This is a genomic window from Thermococcus sp., from assembly GCF_015523185.1.
GTDB lineage: Archaea > Methanobacteriota_B > Thermococci > Thermococcales > Thermococcaceae > Thermococcus.
On record NZ_WAKV01000074.1, the window covers coordinates 1 to 12,472 of the forward strand.

12 protein-coding genes and 1 pseudogene are annotated in these 12,472 nt (G+C 51.5%); 9 read left to right on the forward strand and 4 right to left on the reverse strand.

The features are described from left to right. The 5 genes and pseudogenes from F7B33_RS08400 to F7B33_RS08420 form a co-directional block, all read left to right on the forward strand. A pseudogene (locus F7B33_RS08400) lies at nt 1-225 on the forward strand (hypothetical protein); the annotation flags it as partial. 157 nt (nt 226-382) lie between these two features. Further along, entirely contained in the window at nt 383-538 is a 156-nt protein-coding gene (locus F7B33_RS08405; RefSeq protein ID WP_297062739.1) for a hypothetical protein, read from the forward strand. Nucleotides 539-556: 18 nt separating this feature from the next. Next, nucleotides 557-967, forward strand: coding sequence for a type II toxin-antitoxin system VapC family toxin (locus F7B33_RS08410; RefSeq protein WP_297074121.1), 411 nt, complete (start codon nt 557-559; stop codon nt 965-967). Between the two features lie 2 nt (nt 968-969). Then, nucleotides 970-1,746 (forward strand): alpha/beta hydrolase, encoded by a 777-nt coding sequence (locus tag F7B33_RS08415; protein WP_297062742.1) that lies wholly within the window; start codon nt 970-972, stop codon nt 1,744-1,746. Nucleotides 1,747-1,820: 74 nt separating this feature from the next. Further along, nucleotides 1,821-3,872, forward strand: a complete 2,052-nt coding sequence (locus tag F7B33_RS08420) for a hypothetical protein (protein WP_297074122.1) — start codon at nt 1,821-1,823, stop codon at nt 3,870-3,872. On the opposite strand, the gene F7B33_RS08425 is transcribed toward F7B33_RS08420, so the two are convergent. Next, the gene (locus F7B33_RS08425; protein ID WP_297062747.1) at nt 3,865-4,884 is read right to left on the reverse strand and encodes an adenylosuccinate synthetase; all 1,020 of its coding nucleotides are present in this window, start codon (nt 4,882-4,884) and stop codon (nt 3,865-3,867) included. The genes F7B33_RS08420 and F7B33_RS08425 overlap by 8 nt on opposite strands. Before the next feature lie 153 nt (nt 4,885-5,037). Between F7B33_RS08425 and F7B33_RS08430 the strand changes: the two genes are divergently transcribed. Further along, nucleotides 5,038-5,334: a hypothetical protein gene (locus F7B33_RS08430; protein WP_297062749.1), complete on the forward strand. Its 297-nt coding sequence runs from the start codon at nt 5,038-5,040 to the stop codon at nt 5,332-5,334. A gap of 30 nt (nt 5,335-5,364) precedes the next feature. After that, nucleotides 5,365-6,282, forward strand: a complete 918-nt coding sequence (locus tag F7B33_RS08435; RefSeq protein WP_297062755.1) for an SDR family oxidoreductase — start codon at nt 5,365-5,367, stop codon at nt 6,280-6,282. A 19-nt stretch (nt 6,283-6,301) separates the two neighbouring features. On the opposite strand, the gene F7B33_RS08440 is transcribed toward F7B33_RS08435, so the two are convergent. The 3 genes from F7B33_RS08440 to F7B33_RS08450 form a co-directional block, all read right to left on the reverse strand. Continuing rightward, nucleotides 6,302-7,723 carry a DUF2341 domain-containing protein gene (locus F7B33_RS08440; RefSeq protein WP_297062751.1) on the reverse strand — a complete coding sequence of 474 codons (1,422 nt, stop codon included), beginning with the start codon at nt 7,721-7,723 and terminating at the stop codon, nt 6,302-6,304. Between the two features lie 122 nt (nt 7,724-7,845). Next, nucleotides 7,846-10,356, reverse strand: a complete 2,511-nt coding sequence (locus tag F7B33_RS08445; protein ID WP_297074124.1) for a CDC48 family AAA ATPase — start codon at nt 10,354-10,356, stop codon at nt 7,846-7,848. Continuing rightward, on the reverse strand, nt 10,353-11,108 hold the full coding sequence (locus tag F7B33_RS08450; protein WP_297062518.1) for a hypothetical protein: 756 nt from the start codon (nt 11,106-11,108) through the stop codon (nt 10,353-10,355). The genes F7B33_RS08445 and F7B33_RS08450 overlap by 4 nt, the downstream gene beginning before the upstream one ends. 123 nt (nt 11,109-11,231) lie before the next feature. On the opposite strand from F7B33_RS08450, the gene F7B33_RS08455 reads away from it, so the two are divergent. After that, complete coding sequence (locus F7B33_RS08455) at nt 11,232-11,372, forward strand: hypothetical protein (RefSeq protein WP_297062519.1); 141 nt, start codon at nt 11,232-11,234, stop codon at nt 11,370-11,372. Between the two features lie 231 nt (nt 11,373-11,603). Next, nucleotides 11,604-12,472: gephyrin-like molybdotransferase Glp (glp, locus tag F7B33_RS08460; RefSeq protein ID WP_297074125.1), on the forward strand; the 869-nt coding region annotated here is incomplete at its 3' end.

The window sequence follows — 12,472 nt, forward strand, 5'->3', positions numbered from 1 at the left end:
AAGAAGTACGAGGCACTCTTCGAAAAGAGGCGAGACGTGGAAAAGCTTAAGTCCCTCGTTGAAAGCCTCTCAAAGCCACAGAACGTCAAGCACGTTGCACTAACCCCTAAAACCAATGTCTTTTACGTGCTTATGAAGCCGGAGCCAGAGACGATAGAGAGTGACGTGAGGAAGCTGGTCGAGTTCGTCAACAGGGAGATAAAGGAGAGCCCGTTTTCTTCCTGATTTTCCGCTCTTCGCAACCTTTTTATCGGTTGAACCATCAGTTATACTTGGTGATACTATTGGTTAGTATCCGCCTCAAGGTCGGGCCGAAGGGCCAGATAGTCAGTCCCAAGTCTTTAGAGAGGCGTACGGCATAAAGGAGGGCGGTGAGGTCATAGTGGAGCCGACGGAGAAAGGACTTTTGATACGTGGACCCATAAAAGCGGGGGAACTCCTTAGAAAAATCAGGGAGGAGAGAAGGAAAATACGCCCAAAGAGGAAGCCAAAGCCGGGGGAACTTAAGGGAATCTCACTTGAGGATGGAGTTCGATGAAGAGTGGAGGATTGGTTAATGAAGCTGTTTCTTGACACCAACCTCCTCATTTACCTAGCCTTGGGGAGTAGTGACCCTAGTTATGAGAGTGCGATAGATGATTTCTACTCAAAACTGGTTGAGGAAAACGAGCTTTACACTGACGTACTGGTTCTCGATGAGTTCATCCACGTCCTGCGGAGAAAATACGGCGTTCCCTACGAAAGGTCAATAAACTTCGTTGACGAGACAATACTCCCGGTCGTCAAGGTTCTTCCACTGACTTTTTTTGACTACCGTATGGCTAGAGAGATTATCACCAGGTACAACCTCAAACCTTCCGATGCCTTCCACATCGCCGTAATCCAGAACAACGGCTTTCAGGCGATAGTGAGTGAGGATGAGGACTTTGACAGGCTCCCCCTCAAGAGGCTCTGGCTGGAGGGTTGAAAATGGATGTTTACAGGGCCAAATTTGGAACGCCCGAGAGGGGCTGGGTTGTTCTGGTGCACGGCCTCGGAGAGCACAGCGGTCGCTACGGAAAGCTGATAAGAATGCTGAACGAGGCCGGTTTTGCCGTTTACGCTTTCGACTGGCCAGGACATGGGAAAAGCCCGGGGAAAAGGGGGCACGCGAGCATTGAGGAAACACTGGAGATAATCGACTCCATAATTGAGGAAATAGGGGAGAAGTCCTTTATCTTCGGCCACAGCCTCGGCGGTTTAACGGTTATTCGCTACGCAGAGACGAGGAGCGGTAAGATCAGGGGTGTAATCGCTTCATCGCCTGCCCTAGCTAAGAGCCCCGAAACGCCGGGTTTTATGGTGGCTCTGGCAAAGTTCCTCGGGAAGATTGCACCGGGAGTAACGCTCTCCAACGGTATAAGGCCGGAACTCCTCTCCAGAAACAGGGAAGCAGTGAGGAGGTACGTGGAGGACCCACTGGTCCACGACAGGATTTCGGCAAAGCTCGGCAGGAGCATCTTCGTCAACATGGAACTGGCCCACTTGGAGGCCGACAGAATAAAGGTCCCGGTTCTCCTTCTGGTCGGGACGGACGATGTAATAACCCCACCAGAAGGAGCAAAAATGCTCTTTGATAGGCTAAAGGTCAAGGACAAGACGCTGAAGGAGTTTCCGGGGGCTTACCATGAGATATTTGAGGACCCAGAGTGGGGGGAGGAGTTTCATAGAACAGTTATTAAATGGCTCCTTAACAGGGCTTACTAAGTGTTATAATTAACTATTTTTTACGGGCCACAAACTATTTATTCCGAGCAGTCAAACAGGTCAGGGGAGTCACTATGGAATGGGAACCAGCAATGATACTTCTCGCCCCGGAAGACTTCATAGTGGAGGGACTCGCCGAGCTAATGACTAAGGCTGGCTTTAGGGAGACCGGCAGGGAGTTCAAGAGGAAGGGAAAGGTTCGCCTCATCGTGGTCACAGGAGAGAGGGAGGACCCGTTTCAGGGGAAGGAAACCCTAGCGGTTGCCCTTCTCAGAGGCAAACCCTCCGAAAACTGGCTCAAAAATGCACTCTCTGGGTACAAGAGGTCAATTCTCATAGCACTGGATGGCCTTGAAGAGAGTGTTGAGGGAGTTACTGTCCTCGGTCCGGAGTGGCTCTCAGAGGCCTTTACACGCTACTCAATCGAGCCTCCGAAAACCCTTCTCGAAAGGTTTCTCCCCGAGCGCGAGAGGCCCAGAGCTCTCAAGGAGTTCGTTTTAGACGGCCCCCTGGTGGAGCCCCTCTCGTCCCAGAAGCTCGTGGAGGAGGCCAAACGCGTGGTCTCTTACAAGTTCAGCGTTAGTTCTGATGAGATAGAACTCAAGAGTCTGAAGCTTATCCTCAAGCCAATCTACATTGTCTCGTGGACAAGGGAAAATGAAAGCGGAAAAGCCTTTTTCGATGGTGAGGGGGTGGTACTCAACGTTGATGGTGAGCTTAAAGGACTTGCAATGAAGGTTCTCCTGGAGGACGTTGCGACGGTTCTGGCAACGGAAGTGGAGATAGGGAAGGACACCGATCCCACGAAGCCCATTGTGGAGGAAGCCGTTAAGAGGGAGTGGCTCGACATTCGAGTTATCGGCTCGAGGAAGGCCTACGTTCCGGTGGGTGCCGAGGTTGTTCTCTCACTTGGCCACCGGGAGGCAAGGGTCGAGTTTGACTTCGCCATCAGTCGCGTCAGTGCCGAGGCAGAACCCCTTGACGAGACCGAGCTCGTTGAACTGGCCAAGGAGCACGTCAAGAGAGAGCTCCGCGAGGAGCCCATCTCTCTTGAAATCGTCCGCAGAGGGCGTTTTACGCTAATGAGGGGCAAAACGAGAAGGTACCTCTTCGAAATCGAGCTCAACTCCTACAGCGGGAACATCAGAAAGTTCCAGCCAGCGCTCACGGAAGAGGCCATGCTCGAAGTCGTTCTCTCAAAATATCCGGAAGGCCAGGTAATCGGGGTTGAACGGCGCCTCGGAGGGGTATTTGTTGACCTTATCTCGGGAAAAAACGTTCTCGTGGTGAGACTCGACCAGAAAACGGGTGAAATCCTTGAAACTAGAAACCTGAGTTCCCCTTGGGACGCGTTGAGAAAAAGCGCTGGGGCAATCCTGGAGGCTGTTGAGAACGTTGAGCTCAAGTCCCGCCTGGTCACTAACCACGAAATCGTGAGGGCGGAGTTTGAGGGAAATGAGTTCAGGGCGATTGTGGCATATGATGGCAAAACAGGGAAAGTTCTGGAGAGCTCAGTTGAGATAGGTCCAGGAGTAGCCACCGAACTCACCCTGAGAAGATACAGGAACTACAGTGTCCTGTTCACTGAGGACTCAAAGGAAGGGTTTAACCTGACCCTTGGCGGGGAGAGGGACGTCCTCAAGGTCTTCGTCTCACTCTCGGGAGAAATCAGAGAACTCGACCGCTTCCTCAGGCGAGAAATAGTTGAGGAAATCGCCCTCGCAAAAATCCGCGAGGTCGAACCCAGCCCCTCGATTGAGGGCCTCAGGCTTTCTGACCACTGGGAGGTCGAGTTCACCGGGGTCAAGGCCTTCGGCAGGTTGAAAATCCACAGGACGGGTGGGGAGATTCTGGAGTTCGAATACCAGTACATCGAGAGCACCATAACTAAGGCATTCACCGAGTTCGTGAAGGAAACCTACGGAGATACAATAGGGGTGGAGTGGGTAGCCCACAACATAGAGGAGGGCTATGCAGGAGTGAAGGGAATTGGAAAGAAGGGGATATACTTCGGAAAGTACAACACGCTAACTGGCGAGCTCATGGAGCACGACTTCGTTCCCAGTGGTGGTATAGCCTCGAAGCTCAAGCTGGTCCAAGTCGAGGGTAAGTACGCGGTTAAATGACATCCCTGCGGTCAATTATGTGCTCCAGCTCCGGCCCGGTCTTTATGAGGGCAACAGGCACTCCAACCCTCTCTTCTATTCCCTCCACGAACTCCTTCGCCTTTCTTGGCAACTTGTCGTAGTCGGTTATTCCGAAGGCGTTTTTGTCATATTTGTCTATCATCGTCAAAGCCAGCATCGTTGCCCCGTTTAGCTTAGCCGAGTAGCGCGCTAACTCAAAATCGAACCAGCCCACCCGCCTCCTTCTACCGGTCACGGTTCCATACTCAATGAGGCCCAGTCTTTCCGCCTCTTCTTGGCTCATCTCAGTTGGAAACGGTCCGGCTCCCACCCTCGTCGGGAAGCTCTTGAAGACTACTATAACGTCATCAACCCTCGTTGGACCTATTCCAACGTCACTCGCTATGGCAGAGGCCGTTGTGTCCTTCGAGGTGACGTATGGATAAGTCCCGTAGTAGAGGCTCAGCCCGAAGCCCTGCGTTCCCTCGATAAGAACGAGCTTGCCCTCGTCCAAGGCGTCGTTGACTTCAGCGGCAACGTCCGTAAGATAGGGCTCGAGTTCCTTAATGTCCCTCGCGAGCTTGGCCCTTCTCATAACTCTGTCCGCGTTGGCCGGCCCGCAACCGCTTCCGGTGGTGCCTATTTTGTCGTGAAGGTGACCGTTGGAGCGGTCGAGTTGCTTGTGCGTCTCCTCAATTATCGCACAGCGGTAATCTATACCAACTCTTTGAGCGACGTCGAAGTCCTTGAGGGTTTCGAGCTCGTGGAAGAACACCTCGGGGTCAACAAGGACACCGGCCCCGACGAGAAGCCTCGCCTTGGTCTGCATAAAACCCATCGGAAGCTGTCTTACCGCGTATCTCTTCCCGTTGATAAAAACGCTGTGTCCGGCGTTCGTCCCAACACCGCCACGCGCTATTACTTCAGGTTCATCTTTCAGGGCGAGGTAGGCTGTGATTGCACCCTTGCCCTCGTCCCCCCATTGACCGCCAACAACAATGTAGCTCGGCATGGCTCCTTACCAATGTTTAAGTCAATAGGGGTCTTATAACGGTTTCGAAATCGCCAAAAAATTGTCAATAACCCATCGCATTCTTTCACATTTCAACGCGGGGAAGCACAACTTTAAAGTACGTAGATGCCCAATAGGGTAATGTGATGCACGATGGTGAAAGCTCCAAAGGTTGATGTTAAAGTCGTCATCAAAAATGGAAAGGTGCTCCTCGTGGAGTATCCTAAGGGGGAGATAATCTGCGAGTTTACCCTCGATGACCTGGCGGAGATTATGGAGTTCCGCTACGCAACACCCTGGAACAAGAGTAAAGACGTTCTTGAGAAGCTGGCGATAATCATAGACGACATTCTCAATGCCTACTCAAACGTTCCTGAGAGGCCCCCAACGAAGGAAGACTTAATGAAGGCGGTAAAGCTCAGGAGGAGTTATTCAGAGAAAGAGACTTAAAGGGTCCGTTCTACTTCACTGGGGTTGGCCATGAGGAACAAGCTTATCGTCATCACCGGGGGGGCGGGATTCATAGGTTCTCACATAGCCTGGGAGCTCGTCAAGGACAATGAGGTTATCGTGATAGACAACCTCTACACTGGAAAGGAAGAAAACGTCCCGCCGGAGGCGAAGCTGATAAAGGCCGATATTAGGGACTACAGAGCGATAGCGGAGCTGATAAGCAACGCCGACTACGTTTTCCACGAAGCGGCACAGGTGAGTGTTGTTGAAAGCATCCGTGACCCAGTTTTTACAGAGGAGGTAAACGTTTTGGGGACGCTCAACGTTCTCAAGGCCCTTCTTGAGGGACACGGAAAGCTGATATTTGCTTCTTCTGCGGCGGTCTACGGGGACAATCCAAACCTTCCGCTCAGAGAAACCGAGAGGCCGAGACCCCTCTCGCCGTACGGGGTGACAAAGGCCACCGCGGAGGAGTACCTGAGGGTTTACCACGAACTCTACGGTTTACCTGTTGTCTCGCTCCGCTACTTCAACGTGTTCGGCCCGAGACAGGGCTTTAACCAGTACGCGGGAGTGATAAGCATCTTCATTAACAGGGCATTAGCAGGAGAGCCCCTCGTAATTTTCGGCGACGGCAAGCAGACGAGGGACTTCATCTACGTGAAGGACATCGTTAGGGCCAACCTCCTCGTTGCTGAGAGCAAACGTGCCAACGGGAAGGTCTTCAACGTCGCAACGGGAAGGGAAACAACGATTCTGGAACTCGCCATGAAGATAATTGAGATAACCGGGACGACAAGCTCTATAGTCTTTGACAAGCCCAGACCAGGCGACATAAGGAGAAGCGTGGCAGACATAAGTGAAATCAAAAAGCTTGGCTTCGAGCCCATGTTTTCACTGGAAGAGGGACTAAAGAAGACGGTGGAATGGTATAAGGACAACTAGGAGGATATTTAACTTTGAATCACGGCTGTGGATAGAACTTAAGGGAGTAATACCATAGCCCGACAGAAACCGAGGGTTCTGGATTGACATATTGCCTTACAAGTATCCAGTCATAGGAGGATGTCCTGCTTCGTGCCCTTCCTCTCCAATTGTAGTAATACCACTGACCAAGCCCAATAGGCTCGTCTGTTTCCTTTTGTACTAGATACTGGGAGATACTACCGGAATCTTCAGAAATAGTGACCAGACTAGTTGTGCTGTTGTACGGTTGCACGGTAATGTTTATGAGGTTATCCGTGCCCAGCACGGGATTCCCACTACCCAAATAAGATGCACCCCATTCCCCTGAACTAACATTAAATACATCAAGCTCATCATATCCTGACCAGTAAGAGCCGTTAAATACTTCCGCCCAAGCAAGAGACCTGTTATCAATGAACCACATAAAAAATGGAGAGGCCCTCAGCCTTGTTGATTGGACTAATATCTGAAATGAATCCCCCGGAATACTTTTTTTGCTCCATATCCACTGTCCGCTACTAAGGTACAGTATGCCGTTTGAAACACTTGGTGTCCCATGAACGTTCCATTTGCTTGTGTTGATTGAACTTCCATCGAAGTTATCAAAAAGTATGAAAACTTTATCTGGGTTGTCATAGCTCAGGTAGGGATTGGGCCATTCCCCATAATGAAGGCAGATTACCTTTTTGGAGTTGGCCGGGAGTTCTGGAATTTTAACCCATATGTATGCTATTTTATTTTGGGTATCCATTAACTGAACCCAGAAATAAAGAGGATGAGGAGGCGTACTGTTATCTGTGAAGTAGAGGTTCGTTGAGTTTATAATATTCCAATCAACTTCCCAAGTTTCGCTGTTGGCATTGTTACTGTCGTTCAACACTACCAAGACACTGTAGTTGTACAAATTATGACCACTATTTTCTTTAATCGTTATTGGGGTACAAAAGACCGTCGTGTTTGCAATACCCACACCGAACTGTTGGGAAGTTACTGCAATGCCCCCACCAACCAAAATCGTCTGATAATCCGGCGTTACAACTGTAACTATAGCCTGGCTCACGTCACTTCTCTGGCTGTTTGTTGGGTTGCTTAGGGTGTAATTATAAACTACCCCCGCGGACAAAGCAGATGAGAGAACTATTGAGTAATTAAAAGCGATAACATCTCCGGAGCTATTGTAGAGAGACACATAAATGTGAGTACCTGATGGCAACTCATTAGAGAATACCAACTGGCCCTCGGATAAATCTACTGAAAACCATATGGAACCAGAAGAGACAGGCGAGACTAACTGTTGATAGCCAACTCCAAGTTCCTGAACGTTTACCCTGATAGAAGGCAGGGCAAACCCTAACCCAACCGTAAGGAGTGCAACAACTGCCAGCGTGAGGAGAACTCTAAACAGTTTATCCCGTTTCATCAACTAATCCATAGGGAGTATCGCTTAAATCATTAACCTTTTCGATTTTTTAGTAATGGAAAAACTCACAACATTCCAAGATTGTTCAATTGTAAGCTTAGTAAAAGAAAAATCAAGAGAGGCTAGAACGTGTAGTAATCAACGCCTCCGCGCTCTTTCTCGCGCTTCTTCCTGCCCTCCTCGAAGTTCTTGTAGTACTCCATCATATACGGCGTTATGCTTGGTTTCACCTTCTTCAGGGCCTCCTCGAAGTCCCTCCTTGAGACCTTAAGCCTCTCAAGGAACTCCTCGCTCTCGCTCTCGACGAGCTCCCTCGGAAGTTCCCTCATAACCCTGCGCATCGCTATCAGTGCCGCCTCCCTGACAAGGGCCTCCAGGTCGGCTCCGGAATAGCCTTCTGTCCTCTTTGCAAGCTCCTCGAGGTTGACATCCTTCGCGAGGGGAACGCGCCTCGTGTGGACTTTGAGTATCTCCAGTCTGGCCTTCTCGTCCGGCGCTGGAACGAGGACGAGCCTGTCGAACCTGCCCGGCCTCAGTAAAGCAGGGTCGAGTATGTCGGGCCTGTTGGTTGCCGCTATAACTACAACACCGCTGTTCCTCTCGATGCCATCCATCTCTGTCAACAGCTGGTTGATGAGCCTGTCGGTGACGCGGTCGCCTTCAGCACCCCTCGCCGGCGCTATTGCGTCAATCTCGTCTATGAATATCACCGTTGGAGCGGCCTGCCTCGCTTTGCGGAATATTTCCCTTATCCTCTTCTCGCTCTCGCCGACCCACTTGCTCAAAACCTCCGGCCCGCGGATTCCGATGAAGTTGGCCTCGCTCTCGTTGGCTACTGCCTTAGCGAGTAAGGTTTTACCAGTTCCCGGCGGACCGTAGAGGAGGATTCCCCTCGGAGGTTCTATGCCGAGTCTCTCAAAGGCCTTCGGGTACTTGAGTGGCCATTCGACTGCTTCTCTGAGCTCTTGCTTGACGTCTTCGAGGCCTCCTATGTCGTCCCAGCGGACGTTCGGAACCTCGAGTAGGACTTCTCTCAACGCTGAAGGCTCGACCATCTTCAAAGCCTCATAGAAGTCCTCCTTCCTAACGCGGAGCTCCTGGAGGACCTCAGGGGGTATCTTCTCCTGTTCTGGACTTATCTTGCCCTCGTTGATGAGCCTTCTCAGGACGACCATAGCGGCCTCTCTCGCTAGAGCGGCAAGGTCGGCACCAACGAATCCGTGCGTCTTATCTGCAATCTCCTCAAGCATCTTATCGATGAGCCTGTTTCTCACTTCAGCGTAGATTTCACCCTCGCTCTTCAGGGCTTTCTTTACCTCTTCCTCGTCTCTGGCCTTTTCAACCCGCTCAATCAGGGCATCGAGTTTCTTTGCATCGAAAGAACCCCTAGACTTCATCTCCCCGAGAATCCTCAGAACGGTCGCCCTGTCGTAGTCCGGCTCAAGGGGCATTCCTCTGGTGTGTATTTGGAGTATCTCTTTTCTTCCCTGCTTGTCAGGAACACCGACTTCAATCTCCCTGTCAAACCTTCCAGGCCTCCTCAAAGCCGGGTCAATCGCATCAGGCCTGTTGGTTGCCGCGATTACTATAACCTTACCCCTGCTCTTGAGGCCGTCCATTAGAGTAAGTAGCTGGCTCACAACCCTCTTCTCGACTTCTCCAACGACTTCCTCTCTCTTCGGGGCTATTGCATCAATCTCGTCAATGAAGATGATGCTCGGCGCGTTTTCCTCGGCTTCTTTAAAAATATCCCTAAGCCTTTCCTCGCTCTCGCCGTAGAACTTGCTCATTATCTCTGGCCCGTTGATGGCTATGAAGTGGGCGTTGGCCTCGTTTGCTACTGCCTTAGCGAGTAAAGTCTTACCAGTTCCCGGCGGACCGTAGAGGAGAACGCCCTTCGGAGGTTCTATTCCGAGCCTCTCGAAGAGCTCGGGGTGCTTGAGGGGAAGTTCAACCATCTCGCGAATCTTCTGAATTGCGTCGCTTAGACCGCCTATGTCCTCATAGGTAACCTCCGGAATGCTCTCCTCGCGGACTTCAACGGCCTGAGGAAGGACCTCAACCTCGGTGTTGTAGGTTATCTGAACAATTCCCTTCGGAACGGTGTTTACAACGACAAACTTGAGCTCGCCGAAACCGAGGGGCATCGCCTCAAAGAGACCCCTGAGAAGGTCGTCGAAGGGAGAACCGCCGTAGTAGGTCTCTGTCCTGTTACTCGCAACTAGGAGGTCGCCCTTGACGACCGGCCTTCCAAGGAGGTTCTGCTTGACCAAATCGCCAGGAATCTGGATGAAGACTCCCTTCTGGGCCGGCGCAAGGACTACCTTCTTAGCCTCCTGAACTTCGGCCCTCTTAACAGTCACGTAGTCTCCTATGCTTACCCCTGCGTTCCTCCTTATGTAGCCGTCCATCCTGATGATGTCCAGTCCCCTGTCGTCGGGGTGTGGGTTTGCAACTATCGCAGCAGTTGTCCTTTCTCCAACGAGTTCAACTATGTCCCCGGGTTCAACGCCAAGCTGTCTCTGGTATTTCCTGTCGAACCTCACTATTCCCCTACCGACGTCCCTCTTCAAGGCCTCGGCAACGCGGAGCTTAATCTCATCAACCTTCTCTTCCTTACCTCCAAATATCATCTTGAACGCCTCCTGTGAATTTCAATAGCCTCCTCAAGGGTCAGGTTTCCGAGGGCAACCTCCCTTGCGAGGTAAGATGGAATCGTCATGTTTCCGCTGAGTTCCCGGCTCCTCCGCTTTATGTCCTCGATTTCCCTCTTTGTAGGCTCCCTCACGTCGAGCAGTGCCCCAATGGTCGTCTCCTGCCCGGCCCTAAGGCCTATGTTGATTGAAGCCACAATGTCAACCACCGAGGAGCTCTCAATTCCTCCAACCTTGGGCGTTGTCCTGAACTCGTTCACCACTATGATGGGATAATCGTAGCCGAGCAACTCGCCGAGGGCCTTTAGTGTCATCGTCCTGTGCCTTTTCGCGCCGTGCCCGATTTTTATCTTGGCTCCGGGATACTTCTCAAGCAAATCAATGATGATTCCAACGTCCCTCGGGTTCTTAAGTCTGTGAACCTCTATAACCCTGCCATCAGCTACAACGCTCAAACCCGGCCTCGCACCGGGGTCTATCGCTATGAAGACGTTTTTAAACCTCTCCCTACCTTCGAGCTTCGCGAGGAGTTCGTCTATGAAGTTTTCATCATGAACTATGACCTTGACCGGAAAGTCAACGTTATCCCTCTCGCCGGTCAGGACGACCTCAACGTCGTAGGGAACCCTCTCGCCGACGCGTAAGCTTAGGAAAGGGATTTTATACTCCTTCAGCACCTTCGTGGCCATGTAGTAGACCCTGGCGTTGCTCGTTACAATCGCCACCCTCATGGTTTCCCCTTCTCACGTTAGGATATAAACCTTTTTCGAGGCCTCGCCCGAAGGACTTGGCCTTTTAAATTTTTGGAATAAAGTTTATAGGCCCTCATTTCAAACTCCGGACGAGGGGAGGGTATGGAGCCACCCAAGAAAAAGAAGGTCGTCGGTGAGGAAGAGGAGTTTTTGGACGAGGAGTTCGAGCTCGAGGAGTGGGACGACGAGGACTGGGAGGAGGAGTGGGAGGAAGAGGACTGGGAAGACGAGGACGAGTGGTGAGCCTCAGAGCCCTTGGAGTCTCTTTATATTCTCCCAGCGGTTGTTTTTTATGAGTTCAAAGTCCTTCAGGTCCCAGACTAAAAGTTCCCATCCCTAAGCCCTTCCTTCTCTTGCAATCTCATCCCCTCGATTCACGAACATTATCTTCACCAAGGTTAGGATAAAGGGTAAACACTTCCGCTTACGCAACCCATTTATACGTCAGCGTTTTTCTTTTCTTCAGGTGATAGAATGGCATTCCTTAGGGTCGTTCCACTCGAGAAAGCCCTTGAGGTTATTAAATCGTTCCCGCTTGAGCCAAGAGTCGAGATAGTTCCGCTGGAGAAGGCATTAGGGAGGGTTCTGGCAGGGGATGTGGTTTCTCCAATAGACGTCCCGCCTTTTGATAGGGCAACCGTTGACGGCTACGCCGTTAGGGCTCAAGACACCTTCATGGCCAGCGAGAGCGAGCCTGTGAAACTGAAGGTCGTCGGAGAGGTGAACGCAGGGGACTTTCCTGACTTTGAGTTAAAACCCGGTGAGAGCGTCTACATCTCAACAGGTGCCCCCCTGCCTAAGGGTGCCGATGCCGTGATACAGTTCGAGGACGTTGAGAGGGAAGGGGACGAGGTAATAATTTACAAGCCTGCCTATCCAGGTCTGGGCGTCATGAAGGCCGGAACCGACATTCCAAAGGGCAAACCCCTCCTCAAGAGGGGCACGAGGCTCGGCTTTAAGGAAACAGCGCTCCTCTCTGCCGTTGGAATAGCTGAAGTGCCAGTTTTCAGAAAGCCGAAAGTGGCCGTGATAAGCACCGGAAACGAGCTCGTTCCCCCTGGAGAGGAGCTGAGACCCAGCCAGATTTACGACATCAACGGAAGGGCGATAGCAGACGCGGTCAAGGAACTCGGTGGTGATTCAATATTCCTAGGCATAGCCCGGGACAACCGCGAGAGCTTAAAAAACCTTATAGAGAAGGGAATCGAGTGCTGTGACATCGTAATCCTCAGTGGTGGTGCTAGCGGTGGCATAAGAGACCTGACGAGCTCCATCATAGAGGAACTTGGCGAGGTTAAGATACACGGCATAGCCATTCAGCCCGGAAAGCCGACGATAATAGG

Bases quoted from the DNA above. Each gene is read 5' to 3' on its own strand.
- F7B33_RS08410 (WP_297074121.1), top strand. From the start codon at position 557: ATGAAGCTGTTTCTTGACACCAACCTCCTCATTTACCTAGCCTTGGGG.
- F7B33_RS08415 (WP_297062742.1), top strand. From the start codon at position 970: ATGGATGTTTACAGGGCCAAATTTGGAACGCCCGAGAGGGGCTGGGTT.
- F7B33_RS08420 (WP_297074122.1), top strand. From the start codon at position 1,821: ATGGAATGGGAACCAGCAATGATACTTCTCGCCCCGGAAGACTTCATA.
- F7B33_RS08425 (WP_297062747.1), bottom strand. From the start codon at position 4,884: ATGCCGAGCTACATTGTTGTTGGCGGTCAATGGGGGGACGAGGGCAAG.
- F7B33_RS08430 (WP_297062749.1), top strand. From the start codon at position 5,038: ATGGTGAAAGCTCCAAAGGTTGATGTTAAAGTCGTCATCAAAAATGGA.
- F7B33_RS08435 (WP_297062755.1), top strand. From the start codon at position 5,365: ATGAGGAACAAGCTTATCGTCATCACCGGGGGGGCGGGATTCATAGGT.
- F7B33_RS08440 (WP_297062751.1), bottom strand. From the start codon at position 7,723: ATGAAACGGGATAAACTGTTTAGAGTTCTCCTCACGCTGGCAGTTGTT.
- F7B33_RS08445 (WP_297074124.1), bottom strand. From the start codon at position 10,356: ATGATATTTGGAGGTAAGGAAGAGAAGGTTGATGAGATTAAGCTCCGC.
- F7B33_RS08450 (WP_297062518.1), bottom strand. From the start codon at position 11,108: ATGAGGGTGGCGATTGTAACGAGCAACGCCAGGGTCTACTACATGGCC.
- F7B33_RS08455 (WP_297062519.1), top strand. From the start codon at position 11,232: ATGGAGCCACCCAAGAAAAAGAAGGTCGTCGGTGAGGAAGAGGAGTTT.